Origin of the sequence: Citrobacter sp. Cpo015, assembly GCF_030333035.1 — a bacterium.
GTDB lineage: Bacteria > Pseudomonadota > Gammaproteobacteria > Enterobacterales > Enterobacteriaceae > Citrobacter > Citrobacter portucalensis.
Genome location: NZ_JAOWGS010000028.1, coordinates 157,535 through 179,688, shown reverse-complemented (window position 1 = coordinate 179,688; position 22,154 = coordinate 157,535). Strand labels below are relative to the sequence as shown.

General features: G+C 52.1%; 18 protein-coding genes and 1 pseudogene. 10 read left to right on the top strand and 9 right to left on the bottom strand.

The genetic code is table 11. From position 1 onward, the window contains the following. The first annotated feature begins 31 nt into the window (after positions 1 to 31). From OGY67_RS10090 to symE, 4 genes are all read left to right on the top strand, one after another. Entirely contained in the window at positions 32 to 1,651 is a 1,620-nt protein-coding gene (locus OGY67_RS10090) for a class I SAM-dependent DNA methyltransferase (protein WP_286573926.1), read from the top strand. After that, positions 1,641 to 2,996 carry a restriction endonuclease subunit S domain-containing protein gene (locus tag OGY67_RS10085; RefSeq protein ID WP_462561947.1) on the top strand — a complete coding sequence of 452 codons (1,356 nt, stop codon included), beginning with the start codon at positions 1,641 to 1,643 and terminating at the stop codon, positions 2,994 to 2,996. Before OGY67_RS10090 ends, OGY67_RS10085 begins: the two co-directional genes overlap by 11 nt. A gap of 94 nt (positions 2,997 to 3,090) precedes the next feature. Further along, complete coding sequence (locus OGY67_RS10080; protein WP_286573924.1) at positions 3,091 to 6,357, top strand: type I restriction endonuclease subunit R; 3,267 nt, start codon at positions 3,091 to 3,093, stop codon at positions 6,355 to 6,357. 223 nt (positions 6,358 to 6,580) lie between these two features. Next, positions 6,581 to 6,925 (top strand): endoribonuclease SymE, encoded by a 345-nt coding sequence (symE, locus tag OGY67_RS10075; protein ID WP_137377279.1) that lies wholly within the window; start codon positions 6,581 to 6,583, stop codon positions 6,923 to 6,925. 219 nt (positions 6,926 to 7,144) lie between these two features. Here the strand turns inward: symE and OGY67_RS10070 are convergent, their stop codons facing one another. The 6 genes and pseudogenes from OGY67_RS10070 to OGY67_RS10045 all read right to left on the bottom strand — a co-directional run bounded on the left by OGY67_RS10070 (position 7,145) and on the right by OGY67_RS10045 (position 11,192). Next, on the bottom strand, positions 7,145 to 7,651 hold the full coding sequence (locus OGY67_RS10070) for a hypothetical protein (protein WP_137377278.1): 507 nt from the start codon (positions 7,649 to 7,651) through the stop codon (positions 7,145 to 7,147). Continuing rightward, positions 7,651 to 7,935 (bottom strand): annotated as a pseudogene (locus OGY67_RS10065) (tlde1 domain-containing protein); the annotation flags it as partial. The pseudogene OGY67_RS10065 and the gene OGY67_RS10070, both read right to left, overlap by 1 nt. Positions 7,936 to 8,288: 353 nt before the next feature. Then, a complete protein-coding gene (locus OGY67_RS10060) occupies positions 8,289 to 9,353 on the bottom strand; it encodes a DUF2955 domain-containing protein (RefSeq protein WP_286573923.1) in 1,065 nt (354 codons plus the stop codon). Further along, entirely contained in the window at positions 9,343 to 10,410 is a 1,068-nt protein-coding gene (locus OGY67_RS10055; protein ID WP_286573922.1) for an HlyD family secretion protein, read from the bottom strand. Before OGY67_RS10055 ends, OGY67_RS10060 begins: the two co-directional genes overlap by 11 nt. Before the next feature lie 6 nt (positions 10,411 to 10,416). Beyond that, positions 10,417 to 10,881 carry a MarR family winged helix-turn-helix transcriptional regulator gene (locus tag OGY67_RS10050; protein WP_111466167.1) on the bottom strand — a complete coding sequence of 155 codons (465 nt, stop codon included), beginning with the start codon at positions 10,879 to 10,881 and terminating at the stop codon, positions 10,417 to 10,419. Positions 10,882 to 11,027: 146 nt separating this feature from the next. Then, positions 11,028 to 11,192, bottom strand: coding sequence for a DUF1127 domain-containing protein (locus OGY67_RS10045; RefSeq protein WP_003019180.1), 165 nt, complete (start codon positions 11,190 to 11,192; stop codon positions 11,028 to 11,030). A 177-nt stretch (positions 11,193 to 11,369) separates the two neighbouring features. Here OGY67_RS10045 and OGY67_RS10040 point away from each other — a divergent pair, with 177 nt between their 5' ends. Then, on the top strand, positions 11,370 to 12,782 hold the full coding sequence (locus tag OGY67_RS10040; protein WP_286573921.1) for an aminotransferase-like domain-containing protein: 1,413 nt from the start codon (positions 11,370 to 11,372) through the stop codon (positions 12,780 to 12,782). A 51-nt stretch (positions 12,783 to 12,833) separates the two neighbouring features. On the opposite strand, the gene OGY67_RS10035 is transcribed toward OGY67_RS10040, so the two are convergent. Then, on the bottom strand, positions 12,834 to 13,796 hold the full coding sequence (locus OGY67_RS10035) for an Rpn family recombination-promoting nuclease/putative transposase (RefSeq protein WP_286573920.1): 963 nt from the start codon (positions 13,794 to 13,796) through the stop codon (positions 12,834 to 12,836). Between the two features lie 230 nt (positions 13,797 to 14,026). Here OGY67_RS10035 and OGY67_RS10030 point away from each other — a divergent pair, with 230 nt between their 5' ends. From OGY67_RS10030 to mdtM, 3 genes are all read left to right on the top strand, one after another. Next, on the top strand, positions 14,027 to 14,842 hold the full coding sequence (locus tag OGY67_RS10030) for a helix-turn-helix transcriptional regulator (RefSeq protein WP_286573919.1): 816 nt from the start codon (positions 14,027 to 14,029) through the stop codon (positions 14,840 to 14,842). A 48-nt stretch (positions 14,843 to 14,890) separates the two neighbouring features. Continuing rightward, positions 14,891 to 15,541 (top strand): LysE family translocator, encoded by a 651-nt coding sequence (locus OGY67_RS10025; protein ID WP_286573918.1) that lies wholly within the window; start codon positions 14,891 to 14,893, stop codon positions 15,539 to 15,541. Between the two features lie 324 nt (positions 15,542 to 15,865). Further along, on the top strand, positions 15,866 to 17,107 hold the full coding sequence (mdtM, locus tag OGY67_RS10020) for a multidrug efflux MFS transporter MdtM (RefSeq protein WP_060682797.1): 1,242 nt from the start codon (positions 15,866 to 15,868) through the stop codon (positions 17,105 to 17,107). An 80-nt stretch (positions 17,108 to 17,187) separates the two neighbouring features. On the opposite strand, the gene metC is transcribed toward mdtM, so the two are convergent. Continuing rightward, on the bottom strand, positions 17,188 to 18,378 hold the full coding sequence (metC, locus tag OGY67_RS10015) for a cystathionine beta-lyase (RefSeq protein WP_032942294.1): 1,191 nt from the start codon (positions 18,376 to 18,378) through the stop codon (positions 17,188 to 17,190). A 30-nt stretch (positions 18,379 to 18,408) separates the two neighbouring features. Beyond that, positions 18,409 to 19,641, bottom strand: coding sequence for a dicarboxylate/amino acid:cation symporter (locus OGY67_RS10010; RefSeq protein ID WP_003830065.1), 1,233 nt, complete (start codon positions 19,639 to 19,641; stop codon positions 18,409 to 18,411). Positions 19,642 to 19,860: 219 nt separating this feature from the next. Here OGY67_RS10010 and OGY67_RS10005 point away from each other — a divergent pair, with 219 nt between their 5' ends. Both OGY67_RS10005 and OGY67_RS10000 read left to right on the top strand, forming a co-directional pair. Continuing rightward, entirely contained in the window at positions 19,861 to 20,787 is a 927-nt protein-coding gene (locus OGY67_RS10005; RefSeq protein WP_239605970.1) for a LysR family transcriptional regulator, read from the top strand. 75 nt (positions 20,788 to 20,862) lie between these two features. Further along, positions 20,863 to 22,143 (top strand): DUF445 domain-containing protein, encoded by a 1,281-nt coding sequence (locus tag OGY67_RS10000; protein ID WP_008786098.1) that lies wholly within the window; start codon positions 20,863 to 20,865, stop codon positions 22,141 to 22,143. Positions 22,144 to 22,154: the final 11 nt, after the last annotated feature.

Genomic DNA, 22,154 nt, shown 5'->3' with positions numbered 1-22,154 from the left:
AGCCCACAAATTTTTCCTGATTGAGTTCATCATGGCCAAAGCACCAACGAAAAAAGCCAAAGCAAAGAAAGGCTTTGAAGACACATTATGGGATACCGCGAACCAGCTTCGCGGCAGCGTAGAATCCTCCGAGTACAAACACGTGGTGTTGAGCCTCGTGTTCCTCAAATTTATCAGCGATAAGTTTGAGGCTCGCCGTCAGAAGATGAAAGACGAAGGCCAGGGCGATTTCCTCGAAATGGAAGTCTTCTATCAGCAGGACAACATCTTTTATCTGCCGGAAGAGGCGCGCTGGTCGTTCATCAAACAGCACGCCAAGCAGGATGATATTGCCGTGCGCATTGATACCGCGCTCTCCACCATTGAGAAGCGCAACCCGTCGCTGAAAGGCGCGTTGCCGGACAACTACTTCAGCCGTCAGAATCTGGAAACCAAGAAGCTGGCGTCGCTTATCGACACCATCGATAACATCGAAACGCTGGCCCACGAAACCGACGTGGAAGCGCTGTCGAAAGAAGACTTGGTCGGTCGCGTGTACGAATACTTCCTCGGCAAGTTTGCCGCCACCGAAGGCAAAGGCGGCGGCGAGTTCTATACGCCAAAATGCGTGGTGACGCTGCTGACCGAAATGCTCGAACCGTTCCAGGGCAAAATTTATGACCCGTGCTGCGGCTCGGCGGGGATGTTTGTCCAGTCGGTGAAGTTTGTTGAAAGCCATCAGGGGAAAAGCCGCGATATCGCCCTGTACGGCCAGGAGCTGACGGCCACCACCTACAAGCTGGCGAAGATGAACCTCGCCATTCGCGGCCTCTCCGCCAACCTTGGCGAGCGCCCGGCGGATACCTTCTTCAGCGACCAGCACCCGGACCTGAAAGCCGACTATATTCTGGCCAACCCGCCGTTTAACCTGAAAGATTGGCGTAACGACGCCGAGCTGACCAAAGATCCGCGCTTTGCCGGCTACCGCACGCCGCCAACCGGCAACGCCAACTACGGCTGGATTTTGCATATGCTCTCCAAGCTGTCGGCCAGCGGCACCGCCGGTTTTGTGCTGGCGAACGGCTCAATGAGCTCCAACACCAGCGGCGAAGGCGAGATCCGCGCGCAGATGATCGAAAACGATCTGATCGACTGCATGATTGCCCTGCCCGGGCAGCTGTTCTACACCACCCAGATCCCGGTGTGCCTGTGGTTTATGACCAAATCGAAAGCAGCCGATCCGGCCAAAGGCTACCGCAACCGTCAGGGCGAAACGCTGTTTATCGATGCGCGTAACCTTGGCACCATGATGAACCGCACCACCAAAGAGCTGACGGCGGATGATATCGCCACCATTGCCGATACCTACCACGCATGGCGCAGCACACCGGAAGAGCTGGCCGAGCGCGTCAAGCGCGGCGACAGCAAACTGGCGCAATACGACGATCAGGCCGGGTTCTGCAAGGTCGCCACTATTGAAGAGATCAAGGCTAACGACTATGTGCTGACGCCGGGCCGCTACGTCGGTGCCGCCGAGCAGGAAGACGACGGCGTGGCGTTTGAAACCAAAATGCGCGAGTTGTCGCAGACGTTGTTTGCGCAGATGAAGCAGGCGGAAGAACTGGATAACGCGATTCGCCAGAACCTGGAGGCGCTGGGTTATGGGGAGTAAGTGCAATATAGTGAAACTCAAAGAGGTTGTAGATGTCATCACCTCTAAAGTTGACGCATCCCTGATCAATATCTCAGACTATATTTCGACTGAAAATATGCTTACTGATTTTCAGGGTATTACTTTGGCCAATAGTATCCCTAACACCGGAAAAATAACAAGATTTAGTCAAGGTGATATTCTATTTTCTAATATACGAACATATTTTAAGAAAATATGGTTAGCAGATAGGCCTGGAGCTTGTTCGAATGATGTAATTGTTTTTCGCCCTAAAGACAACATTGAGCCTGAATATATTTTCTCAGTATTAATAGATCCGAAATTCATTGATCATACTGTTCTTACCTCAAAAGGCACAAAAATGCCACGAGGTGACAGAAAAGCCATCTTAGATTATGAATTTAAATTAGCTTCAAGTGAAAAAAGAAAATTCATATCAAAAATCAACAACATTATATTTGAGAAAATAAATTGTAATAAATTAATTAACTCAGCCTTAGAACAAATGTCCCAAACCCTGTTCAAATCTTGGTTTGTGGATTTCGATCCAGTGATTGATAACGCGCTGGATGCGGGAAACCCAATCCCAGAAGCGCTGCAATCTCGCGCCGAACTGCGTCAAAAAGTACGCAATAGTGCAGATTTCAAACCACTCCCGGCGGATATTCGTGCACTTTTCCCGGCTGAGTTTGAAGAAACAGAGTTGGGTTGGGTGCCGAAAGGTTGGCAAACTAAGTCAATGCATGATCTCGTCGAAAGTGTCTCAATTACATTCCCATTGAGCAAAACAGATAAGGTCATATTCCTCAATACTGGTGATATTGAAAAGGGATCTTTCCTACACCAAAACTACTCCAAGACAGAAGGATTACCTGGTCAAGCTAAAAAATCGATAAAAAAAGGCGATATACTCTTTAGTGAAATTAGACCAGAAAATAAAAGATATGCCTTTGTTCATTTTGAATCAGATGATTATGTTGTATCAACAAAGTTAATGGTATTACGTGCAAAAAATGAAATAAACCCTTTGCTGCCATATTTTATTATAACACTTGAAGATAATACTAAAAAATTACAACGAATTGCTGAGCTAAGATCTGGTACTTTCCCACAAATAACTTTTAAAGAACTAGAATTTATTAGTTTCATAATGCCAAATAATGATAAGATCATGAAGTTATTTATTAATAGTTATCTAGCACCAGCTTATAATAAAATAATTGAAACGAAAAAAGCGAATATAAACTTAATTAACCTCCGCGACACCCTGCTCCCAAAACTCATCTCCGGCGAGCTGTCCCTGGAGGATCTGCCAAACTTAGTAGCTAAAACCGAAGCCGCATAACGCATTTTGCCCCTGAAAAATCAGGGGCTTTCTGTTAAGGTTTTCTCTGTTACAGGAACCCTTACCAGAAAACCAGCCAGGGCCGGAGCGGGATATGCATCTCTCATTCAGTGAAGCGAAGTTAGAACAGGCGATAATTGAACTGTTACAAGATCAGGGCTATCAGCACCTGATCGGCGACAATGTGCCGCGTTCCAGCCTCGATCAGGTGATTATCGAAGACGATCTTCGCCACTACCTCGCCGCACGTTATCAGGCCGACGGCATCACCGAAGAAGAGATCCAGCGGCTGATCAAACAGTTCACCACCCTGCCCGCCTCCGATCTCTACGAAAGTAATAAAACCTTCTGCACCTGGCTGGCCAACGGTTTCCTGTTTAAACGTGACGATCGCCAGCAGAAAGATCTTTATATCGAACTGCTCGACACCCGGCATCTGCCCGCCGCGCTGCGTGAACTGTTCGATACCGAAGAGGTTTCGCTGCAACAGGCCGCGGAAACGCCGGCAAGTTATCATCTTACCCAGCCGCTGAACCGGGTAAAAATCGTCAATCAGCTGACCATCACCGGCAAAGAAAATCAGCCGCGCATTCCGGATGCCATTCTGTATATCAACGGCCTGCCATTAGTAGTATTCGAATTTAAAAGCGCGGTGCGCGAGCAGGAAGCCAGTATTGGCGACGCCTATAAACAGCTCTGCACCCGCTATCGCCGCGATATTCCGCAGCTGTTTGTCTATAACGCGCTGTGCATTATCAGCGACGGCGTCAATAACCGCATGGGCAACCTGTTTGCGCCGTACGAGTATTTCTATTCCTGGCGCAAAGTCACCGGCAATGAAAACCGCGAGCAGGACGGCATCCCTTCCCTGCACTCGATGATTCAGGGGCTGTTTCATCCGGTCCGCCTGCTGGACGTGATCAAAAACTTTATCTGCTTCCCGGATAAAGCCAAACATGAAGTGAAAATCTGCTGTCGCTACCCACAGTACTATGCGGCGCGCAAGCTGTACTACAGCATCGAACGAGCGCGTAAACCTTTCGGCGACGGCAAGGGCGGCACCTACTTTGGCGCGACCGGCTGCGGCAAGAGCTACACCATGCAGTTCTTAACCCGCCTGCTGATGAAAAGCGTCGAGTTCGCCAGCCCGACGATCGTGCTGATCACCGACCGCACCGATCTGGACGATCAGCTCTCGGCGCAGATGTGTAATGCCAAAAACTATATCGGTGACGACACCGTAGTGCCCGTCACCAGCCGCGACGATCTGCGGGAGAAACTGGCCGGTCGCAACAGCGGCGGCGTCTTCCTGACCACTATCCATAAATTTACCGAAGACACTGAACTGCTCTCCGGGCGCAGCAATATCATCTGTATTTCCGACGAAGCGCACCGCAGCCAGGTCAACCTCGATCAGAAAGTGATCGTCGATAAAGAAAGCGGCAGGGTGCGCAAAACCTACGGTTTCGCCAAATATCTGCATGACTCACTGCCGCAGGCCACCTACGTTGGTTTTACCGGCACGCCTATCGACGCCACGATGGAAGTCTTTGGCAACATCATCGACAGCTACACCATGACCGAATCCGTGCAGGATGAGATCACCGTGCGCATCGTCTACGAAGGCCGTGCTGCGAAAGTGATTCTTGATGCTCGCAAGCTGGAAGAGGTGGAAAAATACTACGCAGAGTGCGCTGATGCCGGTACCAACGAGTGGCAAATCGACGAGAGCAAAAAAGCCAGCGCCACCATGAACGCCATTCTTGGCGATGAAGACCGCCTGAAAGCGCTGGCGGAAGACTTTGCGAAGCACTATGAAAAACGTGTCGCCGAAGGCTCAACGGTGAAAGGCAAAGCAATGTTTGTCTGCGCCAGTCGCGAGATTGCCTGGGATTTCTATTGTCAGTTGAAAGACTTTCGTCCGGCATGGTTTGAGGTTAAGCAGGCCCCGGATGGGGTTGAGCTGACCGAGCAGGAGGAGAAAGAGCTGCCGCCGTCCGAAATGGTCAAGATGGTGATGACGCGCGGTAAAGACGATGACGCGAAACTGTACGAGCTGCTGGGTAGTAAAGAGTACCGCAAAGAGCTGGATAAACAGTTCAAAAACGCCAAGTCGAATTTCAAAATCGCCATCGTGGTGGACATGTGGCTGACCGGTTTTGACGTGCCGGAGCTGGACACCATTTATATCGATAAGCCGTTGCAAAAGCATAACCTGATCCAGACCATCTCCCGCGTTAACCGCAAGCTGGAAGGCAAAAGCAAAGGGCTGGTCGTCGACTATATCGGTATTAAACGCCAGATGAACCAGGCGCTGGCGATGTATTCACGCATCGATGCCACCAACTTTGAAGATATTCAGCAGTCGGTGATTGAGGTGAAAAATCATCTCGATCTGCTGGCGCAGATGTTCCATGAATTCGACAGCCGCCCTTATTTCAGCGGCGAGCCGCAGGCGCAGCTTGCCTGCCTGAACTTCGCGGCAGAATTTGTCATGCGCACCCAGAAGCAGGAACGCCGCTTTATGGGGCTGGTGAAGCGGCTGAAAGCGGCCTATGACGTCTGCTGCGGCAGCGAGGCGCTGTCGCAGGCCGAGCGCGACCATATCCATTTTTATATTGCCGTGCGCTCTATCGTCTTCAAACTGACCAAAGGCGACGCGCCGGACGTCACGCAGATGAACGCCCGCGTGCGCGAGATGATCGCCGAAGCGCTGAAAGCCGACGGCGTGGAAGAGCTGTTTTTCCTCGGCGATAAGAAAGCGGAGTCGATCGATATTTTCGACGACGATTATCTGGCGCGCATTAATAAGATCAAACTGCCGGCAACAAAGATCCAACTGCTGCAAAAGCTGCTGGAAAAAGCCATCAGCGACTTTAAACAGATCAACCAGCTTCAGGGGATCAACTTCACCCGTCGTTTCCAGTCGATTATGGATAAATATAACGAGCGCCGGGAAGATGACGTCCTCAACGGCGAAGAGTTTGATACCTTTAGCCAGGAGATGACCGATATTATCTACGATATTAAAACCGAGATGGGCACCTATGCCGAGATGGGGATTGATATCGAAGAGAAAGCCTTTTACGACATCCTGGCGCATATGCGCGATAAGTATCAGTTCACCTATGAAGAAGACAAGATGCTGGCGCTGGCGAAAGAGATGAAGGCGGTGGTCGATAACACCTCGAAGTATCCGGACTGGAGCAAGCGTGATGATATTAAGGCGAAGCTGAAGGTGGAGCTGATCCTACTGCTGCACAAACACAAGTTCCCGCCGGTGGCGAATGATGATGTGTATATGGGCGTGCTGTCGCAGGCGGAGAATTTTAAGCAGCACCATATAACTACACTGCACTAATTTTATGGCCGGATGGCGCTTTGCTTATCCGGCCTACTTTATATTTCCCTTCGATTTAATTCCCGTATTTATATTTCCAGTTACGCGTTTATTATTGTCTATTTTTAGCTGGCTTTATTTTTATTTACTGGTTAGATTTACAGGTGTTATTTTTCGCAAGACGCCCGTGCTGCAACACGAGCGCCTCGCTAATCACAATCCCTATTGAAAAGGAATAGAGACCATGACTACCCCGCATTCTATTGCAGAATTCACCGATCCAGAAGTCTCCCCAACAAATAATCGTCTGGGTACCGTCACTTATGCGAGTCGTTATCCGGATTACACGCATGTTCCGGCAATTATTATGAAAGGCCAGTGGCTGGAAGCCGCCGGTTTCGCCACCGGCTGCAAATTCGATGTCAGAGTGATGCCAGGCTGTATTGTGCTAACGACAAAACTGCCGGAGCCGGAAGAACCGGCGTTACTGCAGTCGCTGCGTCGAGTATGCAAGCTGTCCGCGCGTAAGCAACAGCAGGTGCAGGAGTTTATCAACGTGATTTCGGCGAAGCCGCGCAAGCAGGGATAAATTCTCAGATGCTAGACGGCGCTAAAGTATAGATTCGCGTTTGTGCCGGGTGGTGGCTACGTCTTACCCGGCCTACATGTATTGTAATATCAACACGTTGTGTAGATCTCATGTAGGCCTGATAAGCGAAGCGCCATCAGGCGCTGATTTGTCATCAGCCCCACAGTTTCTGAGGAGCCGTTTGTTCAAGCCTTTAAGCGATAACTCAGGTCTCGCCATTTACATCGCCTTATTAAATGGGACAGAATTTTCGACAGTATTGATCATTACCGCAATACACCGCTTCCCTTCTGCCGTTTTGACCTTATACATTTCCCTGATGGAATTAACAAATAGCTTATTCATTTCCTCTTCTGACTCATAAAAAGAGGCAAATGCACATATCTGCTCAATAGTCAGCAATGGTCTGTTATCGTTGAGAATAGCCAGAACACCGACTGGGTTATGTGGAATGGCTTCAGAAACCGCCCCCTGCAAATCCTCCGCAGTACTGGCATCAACTCCGGGTTCCAAAGCACTTGCCACCGTTAACCAGTCATTATTACCTTTGCTAATTTCAGGAATAATATGGTTCCACCATTCTGATTCATTGTCATTATAAAGTGTGTGTACAACAGCATTTGCTCCTTTTTCATTTATCATCTGCAGAAGCTGAGGTGCAGTATGCTCTGCAGCGCAGGAGGCACCCGAAAGCATAAATAGAAAGAAGATAATAATAAATTTCATTATCTTACCACCAAAATTGTATCACCCGAATCGTAAATGGTTTGGCGCTTATCTTGTCCATTCATAATGATACACCCTGCAGATGCCGTTCCCGGTGGCTGCCCTTTTTTATCGCCATGAATTTCGAAATGATCTCTGCCAAAAGTATTGGTCCCTGCAATAGGTTCAAGGATGATAGCGGAGGGGCTTTTGTGATTATTCCATCCTGCAATAAAATAAATACCTCGAGGAATGGGGCCCTTGTTACGTATGTGTTCACAGTTCGGTTTATCCTTTGATTCACCGGCACCACTGTAGCATTAAGAAATTAACTCACCGTTATGGCTCAGTATACCTGTCGATACTTTATATTCCCATGTCATATGGATTTATACCCTTTAAAATATAATAATCACACCCATCATATTTAATCGTAAAAATAAATTTGTTTATAAGGTCACAATTATTAAAATTCAGAATATTTATAATTTATATATTTTTATTTCTCGAACAAATAAATCGTATTCTGAATAATTTGAGAACGGTGAAATAGCAGGCAATTTGAAAACGCCCGGTGGCGCTACGCTTACCGGGCCTACAAATGGCACTTTCCCGTAGGCTGGATAAGGCGCAGCCGCCATCCGGCACTTGCCCCCACTCATTCGGTAATCACAAACCGCGTCGCGGCAAAGCAGTTCAAAACCCGGTGCACCAGAAATACCATGGTGAGCGTTACCACCAGCGCGACGGTGACGGAGGTGATACGGTACAGATCGCTGAATACCAGGTCCTGATCCGGGTGCAGGTTCTGGCCAAACATAATGCCGATGGTAGTGATACTGGCAAACCCCACGCCTGCCCCGACTTTTTCCATTACGTGCAGGCGGGCACTGAACGCCAGCCCGAGGCCAATCAGCGGCATCATCAGCAGCATATGGTTGCTGAAATCATAGATAAGCAGTTGCACCAGCAGAATATACAGGCAGGCCAGCACCACGCCGACCACGCGCCAAATCGAGCTGATCACCGCGCCGCGGTAGTGCATCGGAAACAGGATCAAAATGCCTGCCATCAGCGCCGACAGCGAATCACTCAAATCGCAGATCTGGAAGACCACAAAAATCATCGTCGCCACCGTGCCGGAAAGCAGCGATTCATGGCGCACCCGGGCGGCATCTTTCTCAATGCGCGGTGGTGGCTGGCGGGGTTCCACGTCCGGGATCAGATAATGCAGCAGCGCGCTCAGCGCCACCGCCATGACGCAGGCTTCCATATTGGAGAACATCAGCGTATGCCAGTTGGTGGTGGGATAGCTCATAAAGTTGAGCATCGTACTCTGGCACACCACGCCCATCGAACCGAGCAGAAACAGCGGTCCTTTGCTCATAAAACGAAAACGCATCACATACAGGCCGAACACCACCAGTGTCATAACCAGCGGCCACTGTGAAAGATAGCCGACGATCAGCACCATTTCGACACAGTTCACCGCCGCGCTGCACACGAACTGTGTTGCCACATGGCGGTTGAATACCGGTACCAGCGACAGCAGCATCAGCGGATAAACCACAAAAAACACGCCATACTGCACGTTGTAGAAGGTCGAAATACTCAGCGCGATTGTCCCGGCAACGGAGATACGCAGGGTCTGGCGAAAATCATTGGCGGTGTAGACAATATTCCCGTGCGGCGTAAAGACGTGGGCCAGCGTGTTAATAGACATAGTGCAGCCAGCTGACGAGGTGGATCTGCGCCCCGGCAAAGGTGCGGGCGAACACGCCCTCGCTGTTATACAGCTGTACCGTGGCGCGCGCCCCGGTCGGTAACGGCGTGTCGAGCGGTTCGTTCAGCGCGACGTGAATGCGCATACGCTGGGCATCGCGCACCCAGCGGGTGGACTGTTCCGGCTGCGACAGCTGGCCGTTAACCTGCTCCTGACCCGCCAGAATACCGGCATCGCTACTGGTGACGCGGGCAGAGAAAACCTTGCCCGGCAAGGCATCGAACACCACGGCGGCATCGGTATTCACGCGAGTGTGGCGCAGACTTTTCTCGCGAAAGTCGGCCACGATATCGGTCTGATGGCTGACCAGCGCCAGCAGCGGCGTGGCCGCGGTGGCGTACAGCCCTGGGCTAAGCTGGAGATTACTCACCGTACCGTCGGTCTGGGCATATACTTTGCTCCAGCCGAGGTTCAGCTGCGCCTCTTCCAGCGTGTTACGGTATTTTTGCAGCGTTACGTTACGTTTGTCATCGCGCTCGCCGCGCTGGATCAGCAGGTTCTGAATACTGGCATTCAGCGCCGCCACCGACTGCTCGCTGGTTTGCCAGGCGGTACGCACCTTGTCGAGATCGGATTGCGACACGTTCTGCATGGCGCTCAGGCGCTGATAGCGGTCTAAGGTGGTCTTATCGTTGCGGGCGTTGAATTGCGCGGTGCGCAGGTTGGCACGGGCAGAGGCGATCTGCGCATCCAGCTGTTGGTTACTCAGCTTCGCCTGCTCAAGGGCAATTTGCGCAGCCTCGACCTTATTGATAAATGGCGTCGGATCCAGTTCGTACAGCAAATCGCCCTTCTTCACCTGGCTATTATTGTGTACATGCACCTGCGAGACGTAGCCGGAAACGCGTGAGGAAACAGGCGTTACCACGCGCATCACCGTGGAGTCCGGCGTCAGCGGGATCCAGATATCGGCAACGATAAACCAGGCGAATATTACCAGGAAAGCGGCAATACTCACCCTTACCCAACGGGCAAATTTTTGTTCTGGGGTCATCATAGTTTTTTAGTGTTGATTGTCTTCTTCGCGGATTGTCCGCAGATTGCAGGCGATTTGATTGAGCGTGGCGCTGAAGGAAGCGAGTTCCGCCTCAGGGATGGTGCAGGTGACGCGATGTTGGTATGTCTCTATCACCCGGTTGAGTTCGTCCAGCCTTGCGCGACCTTGCGCGGTCAGCGCCAGCAGGCGGATGCGTTTGTCATAAGGCGATGTGGAGCGCAGCAAATACCCCTGCTTTTCCAGCTGCGAGAGGGTGCGCATCAGCGGCGGCAGTTCAATGCCCTGCATTTGTGCCAGTTCACTGACTGAGACGTTGTCTCCCAGTTGATACAGCTGCATCAGTACCGTCCAGCTTGACTGTGTCAAACCAGTATCGGTGATGGCAGCATCAATAATGGCCCGCCACTGGCGCACCACCATTGCCATGCGCATCCCCATCGGGCGGCGGGCAAACAGTTCATCTTCAGTCATCTTACTTTCCTCTCATCGCTGAAGAGAAAATAATACTTATCAGGATAAGTATCAAGAAACGGACTAACCAGAAGCATGAATTGATAAATATCGTGAATGTAAAAGAGGAGGGGCGATAACCCCCAGCCTCTGTCGATGAAAGAAAATCACTCCACCTGATCGCGTCGCAGCCCGACGTCCCGCAGCCGCTCATCGCTCATCTGTTGCAATAGGCGCCGCGTTTGCGCTCGCAGCCGCCACGCCTTGTATGCCCGCCAGATCAGTACAAACCCAATAAACGGCTGTTTTGCTTTATTCTCGTGAAATTCCATACCTTACCTCCCCACCTTGCCAGAGGCTTTATCTTCACGGATCTGGCCTAAAACAATACAGACTCACAAAGTACTTTTATTTAACATACAGATTGGTTAAAAAGAGTTCTGCATCGCTTTTTTCACGCCAATCTGTACTGATTTTTTAATCTGTATGGTACCCATGAGGGATACAGCATGACGCGTTACCAACATCTGGCCAATCTGCTGGCCGAACGCATTGAGCAGGGGCTGTATCGCCATGGCGAAAAACTGCCCTCGGTTCGCAGCCTGAGCCAGGAGCATGGGGTCAGCATCAGCACCGTCCAGCAGGCGTATCAGACGCTGGAACAGCGCCAGCTGATCACGCCCCAACCACGTTCCGGTTATTTTGTCGCGCCACAAAAAGCGCAGCCACCCGTGCCACCAATGTCGCGCCCGGTACAGCGTCCGGTCGAAATAACCCAGTGGGATCAGGTGCTGGATATGCTAAAGGGCAACGCGGACAAATCGATAATCCCGTTTAGCAGCGGCGTGCCCGATATTAATCAACCCAGCCTGAAGCCGCTGTGGCGCGAGCTCAGCCGCGTGGCACAGCATAATCTGCGCGCGATACTGGGCTACGATGAAATATCCGGATGCCGTGAACTGCGTCAGCAGATTGCGCGGCTGGTGCTGGACGGCGGTTCGGTGGTTAATGCAGATGATATTGTGATCACCAGCGGCAGTCAGAGCGGAATGTCGCTGGCGCTGCTAACGGTTTGCCAGCCTGGCGATATTGTCGCCGTTGAATCACCAGCCTACTACGGCACGATGCAGCTACTGCGCGGCTTAGGGATCAAAGTTATTGAGATCCCAACCGATCCGGATACCGGGATCAGTGTTGAAGCGCTGGAGCTGGCGCTGGATCAGTGGCCGATTAAAGGGGTCCTGCTGGTTCCCAACTGCAACAACCCGCTCGGATTCATTATGCCGGATGCGCGTAAACGGGCGGTGCTCGCCCTCGCCCAGCGTCACGACATCGTCATTTTTGAAGACGATGTGTATGGCGAGCTGGCCACAGAGTATCCGCGCCCGCGCACGATCCACTCCTGGGACAGCGACGGCCGCGTAATACTCTGCAGTTCGTTTACCAAATCCGTCGCCCCCGGTCTGCGCGTGGGTTGGGTGGTGCCCGGTCGTTATTACAACAAGCTGCTGCACATGAAGTACGCCGTCATCGGCACTAACGTTCCCGCTACGCAACTGGCGGCGGCGACCTTTGTGCGCGAAGGTCATTATCATCGGCATATCCGGCGTATGCGCCAGATTTATCAGCGCAATATGGAGATCTACACCTGCTGGGTACGGGAATACTTCCCCTGCGAGATCTGCGTCACCCGACCAAAAGGTGGCTTTATGCTGTGGGTCGAGCTGCCGCTCCAGGTTGATATGTTCTGTGTCGCTAAGCAGCTCTGTCGCCTCAAAATCCAGGTTGCACCGGGTTCTCTGTTCTCCGCATCGGGGAAGTATCGCAACTGTGTGCGCATCAACTGCGCATTGCCGCCAAACGATAAGCATCGGGAAGTAATGCAGAAGCTCGGAGAGGCGGTAAAAACGGCAATAGAGTAGATCGAGCTGCCCGGCGCTTCCGGGCAGGCAATTAGGCAGTTTAAGCTATATCTAATGGCTTAAACCCTGAATATCTTCAGCGGAAAGTCGGGTGATTTTTTGTACCGTGCTGATATCGATGCCATCTGCCAGCATGGTGCGGGCAATACGTAGCGCCTCATCACGTCGCCCCTTTATCAGTCCTTCCTGTTTGCCTTCCTGTTTGCCTTCTTGTTTACCTTCCAGCTTGCCTTCAAGCCATCCTTTTTGAAATCCTGCCTCATGTAATCTGTCCGCGATCGTCATCAAATGCTCCTTGTGCTGCGGTGAACGTTCGGCAACCCCGCGAATAAACTCACTGAATCGAGGTGCATCGCCAGTTCGTAAAATATAATTAAACAGCGTCTTTATCTGAGTGTCATTAGTCAGTCCGGTAAGTAGCAGGGAAACAATTTGCTCGACCAACCCCATAAGATCGCGTTGACGGATATGTTTTTGGATTAACTCCAGCAACGCCATACGTCGATGCTGCACAATTTCGTCATCCGGAATAACCGTAATATCCACCAGCGGAAACGCCGCAGCATACAGCTGACGAGCCAGCTTCGGGTTGGCAAACTCATCCAGCCAGCACAGCGAATAAGGGTACGGGCTTTTAGCGCCGTGATAAAACAGCATCGGCACCACCAGCGGCAACTGCTGATGCCCGGCATCTAAATGTTTCTGCATGGCCGCTACCGCATAGCGCATCAGTCTGAATGCCATATGCGCATCCGGTGTGCTTTGGTGTTCAATCACTACATAAATATATCCATCCCCATCCGTCGTTTTCACCGACCACAGCACATCGGAATAGTACGCACGTAAATTCTCTTCGATAAAACTGTCTGACTCGAGTTTAAGCGTCTGAAGATCGCAAAGCTCGCGCAGCGAAGCGGGAAGATGTATTTGTAGGAAATCCCGTGCAGTCTCAGGGTGACGTAAAAATGTTTTAAAAACCGCATCATGCGGTGTTGAAGCGGAAGCTTTGTTCATGGCGATCCTTCACCTGAAAATAAGATGCCATGACTGTAGCGCCGGAAAACCACATCCTCACCTGCAACTTTCTCTCTTTGCGAGGCGATTTCCGGGATAACAACGCCCTTATGTAACGTCTACATTTGTCTGGAACACGTCACGCAGAATCGCCATCTCAATGCGCATTCCCACTTTTTCACCACTCGGCCTGTGCTATAACAAATCATCACTTTCAGGGAGGACACGATGTGACGCATACCCGAGATATTCCACAATCGTTCTGGCGTGATGAGCAGTTGCCGTGGCTGGAACTGCGCAGCACCTGGCAGAGCCAGCAGGCCTATAAGCGGCATCACCACTCTCAGCTCTCGATTGGGGCAATTCTCGAGGGGGAAACGTGCTGTCTGTGCGATGGCGAGCTATACCATCTGCAGGTGGGCGATCTGATTGTGATACCGCCGCTGGCACCTCACAGCTGTAATCCTGTTAACGGACAGTTTCGCAGCTATCATATGCTTTATCTTGATACCCAGTGGTGTCTTGCTAATCTGCCTGCGCAGAACACCAATCAGCGGCTTTGCACGCCTGCTCCCGTTATACGCGATGCGCAATTATTCCAGCGTTATATGCACCTTGTGACGCTCATGCCGCAACGCCAAACCGCGCAAATAACGGATGCCGCACAAGCATTGCTGCACACGCTGCCGTTGCAGTCGGTCACACCAGAAAACCTAAGCGCAACCAGCCAGTATCTGCGCGAACGGTTGCAGTCCAGCCTGCTCGCGCCGCCCTCGCTCGATGAGCTGGCACATGAGTGTCATATGCGTAAAGAGACGCTGATCCGTACCTTTAAGCAAGATACCGGGCTGACGCCAGGAAGTTATCTGAACATCATACGGATTGACTATGCTCGCCAGCGGCTACGGGCCGGGGACGAAATTGCCGATGTCGGCTACCAGAGCGGGTTTGCCGACCAGAGCCATTTCCATCGCACCTTTGTTCGCTACACCGCCGCCACACCGCGCCAGTACGCGTTGGGACGATCAATATCAGACAATAATTAGCGCTGCGTCAGGCGTACGGTGATCTCAGATTCATTCTCTGAGGTCGCTATGTCGCTGCTTTCTGTACTTTTTCCTTCTGCTTTTCCCGCGCTGGCGCTGGCGCATTTCGTCGCATTGCTTAGCCCCGGGCCGGACTTCTTTTTACTGGTCGGTTACGCCGCACGATACCGGATGCGCGGCAGCGCCGGGTTGTGCGTGGGGATCGCTTTCGGCAACGGGCTGTATATCCTGCTGGCAATTATCGGTTGGGGGATCCTGCGCCAGCTTCCCCTGTTGTTTACGGTTATTGAGCTGCTGGGTGCGCTTTATTTATTGTGGATTGGCAGCCTGCTGGTACGCAGCCGCCCGCAAACGCTGACCGGAACAGACGCTGAGTCTACCTGTCCAGAATTTGGCAAACAGCTACTGCTGGGATTGGGTTCGTCACTGCTCAACCCAAAAAATGCACTGTTCTATCTGGCACTAATGACCGCCCTGCTCGGCCCGTCGGTGACGCTGCTGCAACAAACCATGAGCGGGATCTGGATGACCAGCATAGTGCTGTGCTGGGATCTGCTGATCGTGATGTTCATCGGTTTACCGCAGATCCAGCGACGGTTATTCAGAGGGATATTATGGGTAGAACGTATCGCTGGGGGTGTATTGATTATCTTCGGTTGTGCCATCGCTCTGCGGTTTTTGCAGAGCATCGTAGTCTGATTTCCAGGGCGATTTTCTGCACATAAACCGGATAAACTCGTTTAATTAATATCCAATCCGCATTAAACTGCGGATGGTTATTACCCGTTCAACTTACTCTTCCTGAGGTGCGATGTGCTGATTGTTACCTGTAATCGTTACGTTTTCTGACCCCGCGTCAGTGAGCGTATCTTCTGTTTGCGCTTCGCGCAGACAGCGTTTTTGATTACATGAAATTCAGTACATTTGCAGTCTGCTTTTTTCTGTCATCGGTCTGACGTCTCAAAGACGGTATTGAATTTCGCTATTCCCGTTGAGGGTTTTCTCCCGACAAGGAGCTGTTTTATGCAACGGATTCTCGCGTTTTTCTCCCAACGCGCCACAACGCTATTTTTTCCTGTCGCGTTGATTTTATATGACTTCGCCGCCTATCTGTCGACGGACCTGATCCAGCCTGGCATCATCAATGTGGTACGTGATTTCAACGCCGATGTTAGCCTGGCACCCGCTGCGGTGAGCCTCTATCTGGCGGGCGGCATGGCGCTGCAATGGCTGCTGGGGCCGCTTTCCGACCGAATTGGCCGTCGACCCGTGCTGATTGCGGGGGCGTTAATCTTTACCCTCGCCTGCGCTGCCACGCTGTTCACTACCTCAATGACGCAGTTTCTGGTAGCCCGATTTGTGCAGGGTACCAGCATCTGCTTTATCGCGACCGTTGGCTATGTCACGGTGCAGGAGGCGTTTGGGCAAACGAAGGCCATTAAGTTAATGGCGATAATCACTTCCATTGTGTTGGTTGCACCGGTTATCGGCCCGCTCTCTGGAGCGGCGCTAATGCACTTTGTACACTGGAAGATCCTGTTTGCCATCATTGCCGTCATGGGGTTTATCGCCCTGATTGGGTTAATGTTAGCCATGCCGGAAACCGTCCAGCGCGGCGCGGTGCCGTTCAGTGCCCGCGGCGTAGTGCGTGATTTCCGCGACGTTTTCCGCAACCGGGTGTTCCTGTTTGGCGCAGCCACGCTGTCGTTAAGCTATATTCCGATGATGAGCTGGGTGGCGGTCTCACCGGTTATTCTGATCGATGCTGGCGGCATGACCACATCGGAGTTTGCCTGGGCACAGGCCCCGGTGTTCGGCGCAGTGATCGTCGCCAATATGGTGGTGGTTCGTTTCGTGAAAGATCCGACCCGACCGCGCTTCATCTGGCGGGCCGCACCTATACAGCTGAGCGGGCTGGCAGTGCTGATTGTCGGCAATTTACTGTGGCCGCACGTCTGGCTGTGGTCGGTGCTGGGGACCAGCCTGTATGCGTTTGGTATTGGGATGATCTTCCCGACGCTGTTCCGCTTTACGCTGTTTTCCAACAACTTACCGAAGGGTACGGTTTCGGCGTCGCTGAATATGGTGATCCTGACGGTGATGGCGGTTTCTGTCGAAATTGGACGCTGGCTATGGTTTAACGGCGGCAGGATTTCGTTTCATCTGCTGGCGGTTGCGGCAGGGATAGCTGTCGTGTTCACGCTGGCAGGCTTACTCAAACGGGTACGCCAGCATGAGGCAACGACGTTAGCCACTGAAAACTAACCTGCCCGCTTATCCGGCCTACGACAACTATGTAGGCCGGATAAGGCGCTAGCGCCGCTTCCGGCTACGGTCACCTCACCTTACGCAATGCGTGCAAATCCCGCGTCTAGATCGGCAATCAGGTCGTCGATATCCTCAAGGCCGATATGCACCCTGACCAGCGTGCCGCTGAAATCTACCTCTCCGGCCGGGCGAATGCTGTTCAGCTCTTCCGGCTGGTTCGCCAGAATGAGCGACTCAAATCCGCCCCACGAATAGGCCATATGGAACAGCGAGAAGTTATCGAGGAAATTCGCCATCTGTTCGTCGGTCAGTCTCTTTTTCAGCACAAACGAGAACAGGCCTGAGCTTCCGATAAAATCACGCTGAAAATACTCATGGCCCGGACATTCCGGTAATGCCGGATGATTCACCCGTGCCACTTCCGGCCTTGCCGACAGCCAGCGGGCAATATGGATGCTGCTCTCCTGATGCTGCTTAAGGCGTACCGCCAGGGTGCGCAATCCGCGGCTGCCGTTGTAGGCCGTATCGGCATCCAGCGTTTGCCCCATCAGATAGGAGTTCTCACGTAAACGATCCCAACAACGGGCGTTCGACACCGCCGTGCCCAGCATGGCGTCCGAATGGCCGATGGTGTACTTCGTTCCCGCCTGAATGGAAATATCCACGCCATAATCCAGCGCTTTGAACAGCACGCCTGCCGCCCAGGTGTTGTCGATCATAATGACAATCTCCGGATTCACCGCGCGGATAGCCTTCACCATCCCCGGCACGTCCTGGACTTCCATGGTGATAGAACTTGGTGACTCAAGGAATACAACCTTTGTTTCCGGACGCAGAAGATCGACGATACCTGCACCAATCAGCGGATCGTAATACGTTGTTTCCACGTTGAATTTACTCAGGATCTTATTGCAAAAATCCTGGGTTGGTTCATAGGCCGCCCCCGTCATCAGAATATGATCGCCACCCTGAACAAACGCCAGAATCGCATTGGTCACCGCCGCAGCACCACATGGGTACAGCGCGCAGCCAACGCCGCCTTCCAGTTCGCTCATTGCCTTCTGGAAGGCAAAGTGGGTATAGGTTCCGCGACGACCATAAAACAGCTCGCCGTTCGCGCGATTGGCGGTGGCAAATTTCTTGTCCTTCACGGTATCAAATACCAGTGAAGAGGCGCGTTGGATAACCGGATTCACCGCTCCCTGGGTATAGCGTTTGTCGCGACCAGCAACAACCAGGTGCGTTTCAAGCTTCATTGCGTCTTTCATAACATCTCCTGTTCTTAATCCGTGTGAAACCTATACCACCGCAGCAGTAGAGTTTATTTCAGTGTTGGTCTGCTTTTTTCCAGCGAACCGTTCAACAATCTGCGCCGCATTCAAATCATGGATAACGTTAATCAGTGTGGCAGGCGCATCGGTAATGGTGCCCAGCACCACCAGCATCGGGATTGCTTCCATCGGCAGGCCGAGCGTTGTGACGATAAAGATTTCACCCAGGAACGCCCCGCCCGGCACGCCACCAACGATAATGGCGGAGAGCACCGCAATCAGCATCGTCAGGAAGAAGGTTTCGGTGGTGAATTCCATGCCCAGCACGGAATAGATAAAGACAATTTTTAGCGCGGCAATCATCGCCACGCCGCCCTTGTTGAGGTTAACCAGCAGCGGAATGGAGACATCAACGATTTCCGGGTTGATCCCCATCGCCTTACCGGCACGCAGCGTCACCGGGAGCGTCCCCAGTGAAGAGCAGGTACCCAGCGCGGTCGCAGACGGTTCAATCGCGTTACGCCAAAAGGCTTTGACCGCCGGAATACCGCCGCCAATATACGAATAGAGAATCGAGCCAAAGACAAAGTAGACCAGCGTAGCAACCATAAACAGGCCGATGGCGCGGGCAAAGGTTAACAGTAGTGCAGAGTCCTGACTGGCCATGGTGGCGGCGAAGTAGCAGCCCAGACCAATCGGCGCGACCTTCATAATGATCGAAACGATCTTCATGATCACGGTATTGGCGTCTTCCAGCAGCGACGCAATGCGTTTACCGGCCTGATCCGACTGGCCAATTGCGACACCGGCGATGATCGCCATTACGATCAGCGCCAGAATATTGGACTTAGAAAACAGTCCGATAAAGTCGCTGGTGGTGATCATACTGACAAAATCCATCTTACCGCTGCCCGCCTGCACCGACTGCGAGAGATCGATAGTGACGCCCTGCGCCGGGTTATACCAGAGCGCCAGCGCGACGATCCCGGCCGCCGGAATAAAGGCCATAGCGATCGAAACAATAAAGATAATCGCCATAATGCGTCCCAGCCTTTTCAGGTCGGTCATACTGGCGATCGAAGACATAACGCTGATCCCCACCAGCGGCACAATAATCATAAATAACAGGTTTAAGAATATCTGGCCTATTGGCTGGAGTTTACTTGCAAACGATGGGGCATAAATACCTAATAAGCCGCCAATCACCAGAGCAACTAATAAAATAATCGACGATTTGTAGGGTTCGAGTCGTGACCACATAATCGGTACCTTTAGAATAATAATTAATGAGATTAAATTCACAATGTGATGAGTTTCCGTTTCGCCTCCTTTTATTTTGTGACGTAACTCACCTAAGTTGTTATTTTTTCATTTTGCCAGCAAGTTGTTTCCTGTGATTCAATAGTTGCATGTTTAAAACGCGAATGTAACGGCCTATTCGTACCGTTTTTGCAAATCACTTGTGAATTAAAGGAAACTATGAGTACGCCGATTTCACTCAAGCATCTGGAGTTTTTTACTAAAATCGTCGACTGCGGAGGATTGTCAGAAGCCGCGACGCAGCTCAACGTATCGCCGTCTGCGGTCAGCAAAAGTCTGGCTGCGATGGAAGACACGCTGGGCACGACATTAATTAAACGCACCACCCGCAGTATTACCCTGACCGACGCAGGGCAATATCTCTTCAACCGCGCTAATAAGCTTTTGAAAGAATTCGATGAAACGCTGAATACCACTTCCGGTTATTACCACAGCCCGCAGGGTGAATTACGCATAACCTGCTCAATTGCGTTTGGTTATTCCCGGCTGGTGAACCTGGTGGATAAATATCGCTCCCAGTTCCCGGATGTGAACCTATATATCGATCTCAACGATAACTTTGTGAATCTGAACGAAACAGATTTCGACATCGCCCTGCGCATCTCCACCGCACCGCCGCAAAACTATGCGATGCGCAAGCTGGTGCCTGTTCGCTGGGCGTACTGTGCCTCACCCGGCTACCTCGCCAAAAAAGGCATGCCCCAGCGTCGAAGCGATCTGGTGGATCATGATTGTCTGGTTTATCCCGGCCTCACACCGGTGCTGAAGGTGGCGGATGAACAGGATCGTCTGCATCAGTTGAAACTGCATATGCCGATCCAGGCCAACAGCAGTCTGGTATTGCTGAAGTCAGTGTTAGAAGATCAGGGAGTGGCGTATTTGCCCACCTATCTGATTGGCGATCATATTCAAAAAGAAGAGATAACGCCGCTGATGCTCGACGGCACTATCACCTGTGAAACTCACGCCCTGTATGCGCTGTACTTTCCCAGCAAGTACAGCAATCCGAAGGTGCGATCGTTTATCGATTTTCTGGTGGCGGAACTCGGCCCCTTGCCCGCCTGGGACAACTGGATCCCTGAGTAAGCCCAGCCCACCTGAAAATGGGAGGCGCTCCACATTTTTTGCGCGATCCCCCCGTCTGGCTCTATCCTTAAGCCTATGAATAAAATTGCTGAACTCAAACGCGCCAAGCGACTGGCGCTCTCATTGCTGCTGATTGCCGCTGCCACCTTCGTCATCACGCTTTTTCTGCCGCCTAATTTCTGGGTACTGGGGATCAAAGCGATCGCCGAAGCGGCGATGGTGGGCGCGCTGGCGGACTGGTTTGCCGTGGTGGCGCTTTTTCGCCGGGTGCCGATCCCGTTTATCTCGCAGCACACGGCGATTATCCCGCGCAATAAGGATCGGATCGGCGAAAATCTCGGGCAATTTGTCCAGGAAAAATTTCTCGATACCCAGTCGCTGGTCGCGCTGATCCGCCGCCATGAACCGGCGCTGTTGATCGGCAACTGGTTCAGCCAGCCGGAAAACGCCCAGCGTATTGGCCAGCATCTGCTGCAGATCATGAGCGGTTTTCTCGAACTGACCGACGACTCGCGCATTCAGCGGCTGATCAAGCGGGCGGTGCACAAGGCCATCGACAAGGTCGATCTCTCAGGTACCAGTGCGCTGATGCTGGAAAGCATGACCAAAAACAATCGCCATCAGGTGCTACTCGACACGCTGATCGCCCAACTGATCGCCCTGCTCCAGCGCGACAGCTCGCGAGAGTTTATCGCCAGACAGGTCGTGCACTGGCTGGAAACCGAGCATCCGCTGAAAGCGAAGATCCTGCCAACCGAATGGCTGGGCGAGCACAGCGCCGAGCTGGTGTCTGATGCCGTTAACTCCTTGCTGGATGACATCAGCCACGATCGCGCACATCAGATCCGCCATGCCTTCGATCGCGCCACGTTTAAGCTCATCGATAAGCTCAAACACGATCCGGAGATGGCCGTGCGGGCCGAAAGCCTGAAAAGCTATCTGAAGGAAGATGAAGCCTTCAACCGTTATCTTGGCGAGCTGTGGGCAGATCTGCGTCAGTGGGTGAAAACCGACATTAACGCCGATGATTCCCGCGTGAAGCAGCGCATCGCCAGCGCCGGGCAGTGGTTCGGCGAAACGCTGGTAGCCGACAGCGCCCTGCGCGCCTCACTGAATGGGCATCTGGAGCAGGCCGCACATAAAGTAGCGCCAGAGTTCGCCACCTTCCTGACGCGCCACATTAGCGACACGGTGAAAAGCTGGGATGCACGCGATATGTCGCAGCAAATCGAGCTGAACATCGGTAAAGATTTGCAGTTTATCCGCGTCAACGGCACGTTGGTTGGCGGTTCTATTGGGCTGGTGTTATATCTGTTGTCGCAAATTCCTTCCCTGCTGACGCTGGCGAATTTTTAAGGAGAAAAATT

Excerpts from the sequence above, each read along its gene's own strand:
- OGY67_RS10050 (WP_111466167.1), bottom strand. The coding sequence starts at position 10,881 with ATGACTGAAGATGAACTGTTTGCCCGCCGCCCGATGGGGATGCGCATG.
- OGY67_RS10090 (WP_286573926.1), top strand. The coding sequence starts at position 32 with ATGGCCAAAGCACCAACGAAAAAAGCCAAAGCAAAGAAAGGCTTTGAA.
- OGY67_RS10035 (WP_286573920.1), bottom strand. The coding sequence starts at position 13,796 with ATGAACAAAGCTTCCGCTTCAACACCGCATGATGCGGTTTTTAAAACA.
- OGY67_RS10000 (WP_008786098.1), top strand. The coding sequence starts at position 20,863 with ATGAATAAAATTGCTGAACTCAAACGCGCCAAGCGACTGGCGCTCTCA.
- OGY67_RS10085 (WP_462561947.1), top strand. The coding sequence starts at position 1,641 with ATGGGGAGTAAGTGCAATATAGTGAAACTCAAAGAGGTTGTAGATGTC.
- metC (WP_032942294.1), bottom strand. The coding sequence starts at position 18,378 with ATGAAAGACGCAATGAAGCTTGAAACGCACCTGGTTGTTGCTGGTCGC.
- OGY67_RS10045 (WP_003019180.1), bottom strand. The coding sequence starts at position 11,192 with ATGGAATTTCACGAGAATAAAGCAAAACAGCCGTTTATTGGGTTTGTA.
- OGY67_RS10055 (WP_286573922.1), bottom strand. The coding sequence starts at position 10,410 with ATGATGACCCCAGAACAAAAATTTGCCCGTTGGGTAAGGGTGAGTATT.
- OGY67_RS10080 (WP_286573924.1), top strand. The coding sequence starts at position 3,091 with ATGCATCTCTCATTCAGTGAAGCGAAGTTAGAACAGGCGATAATTGAA.
- OGY67_RS10025 (WP_286573918.1), top strand. The coding sequence starts at position 14,891 with ATGTCGCTGCTTTCTGTACTTTTTCCTTCTGCTTTTCCCGCGCTGGCG.
- OGY67_RS10040 (WP_286573921.1), top strand. The coding sequence starts at position 11,370 with ATGACGCGTTACCAACATCTGGCCAATCTGCTGGCCGAACGCATTGAG.
- mdtM (WP_060682797.1), top strand. The coding sequence starts at position 15,866 with ATGCAACGGATTCTCGCGTTTTTCTCCCAACGCGCCACAACGCTATTT.
- OGY67_RS10060 (WP_286573923.1), bottom strand. The coding sequence starts at position 9,353 with ATGTCTATTAACACGCTGGCCCACGTCTTTACGCCGCACGGGAATATT.
- OGY67_RS10010 (WP_003830065.1), bottom strand. The coding sequence starts at position 19,641 with ATGTGGTCACGACTCGAACCCTACAAATCGTCGATTATTTTATTAGTT.
- OGY67_RS10005 (WP_239605970.1), top strand. The coding sequence starts at position 19,861 with ATGAGTACGCCGATTTCACTCAAGCATCTGGAGTTTTTTACTAAAATC.
- symE (WP_137377279.1), top strand. The coding sequence starts at position 6,581 with ATGACTACCCCGCATTCTATTGCAGAATTCACCGATCCAGAAGTCTCC.
- OGY67_RS10070 (WP_137377278.1), bottom strand. The coding sequence starts at position 7,651 with ATGAAATTTATTATTATCTTCTTTCTATTTATGCTTTCGGGTGCCTCC.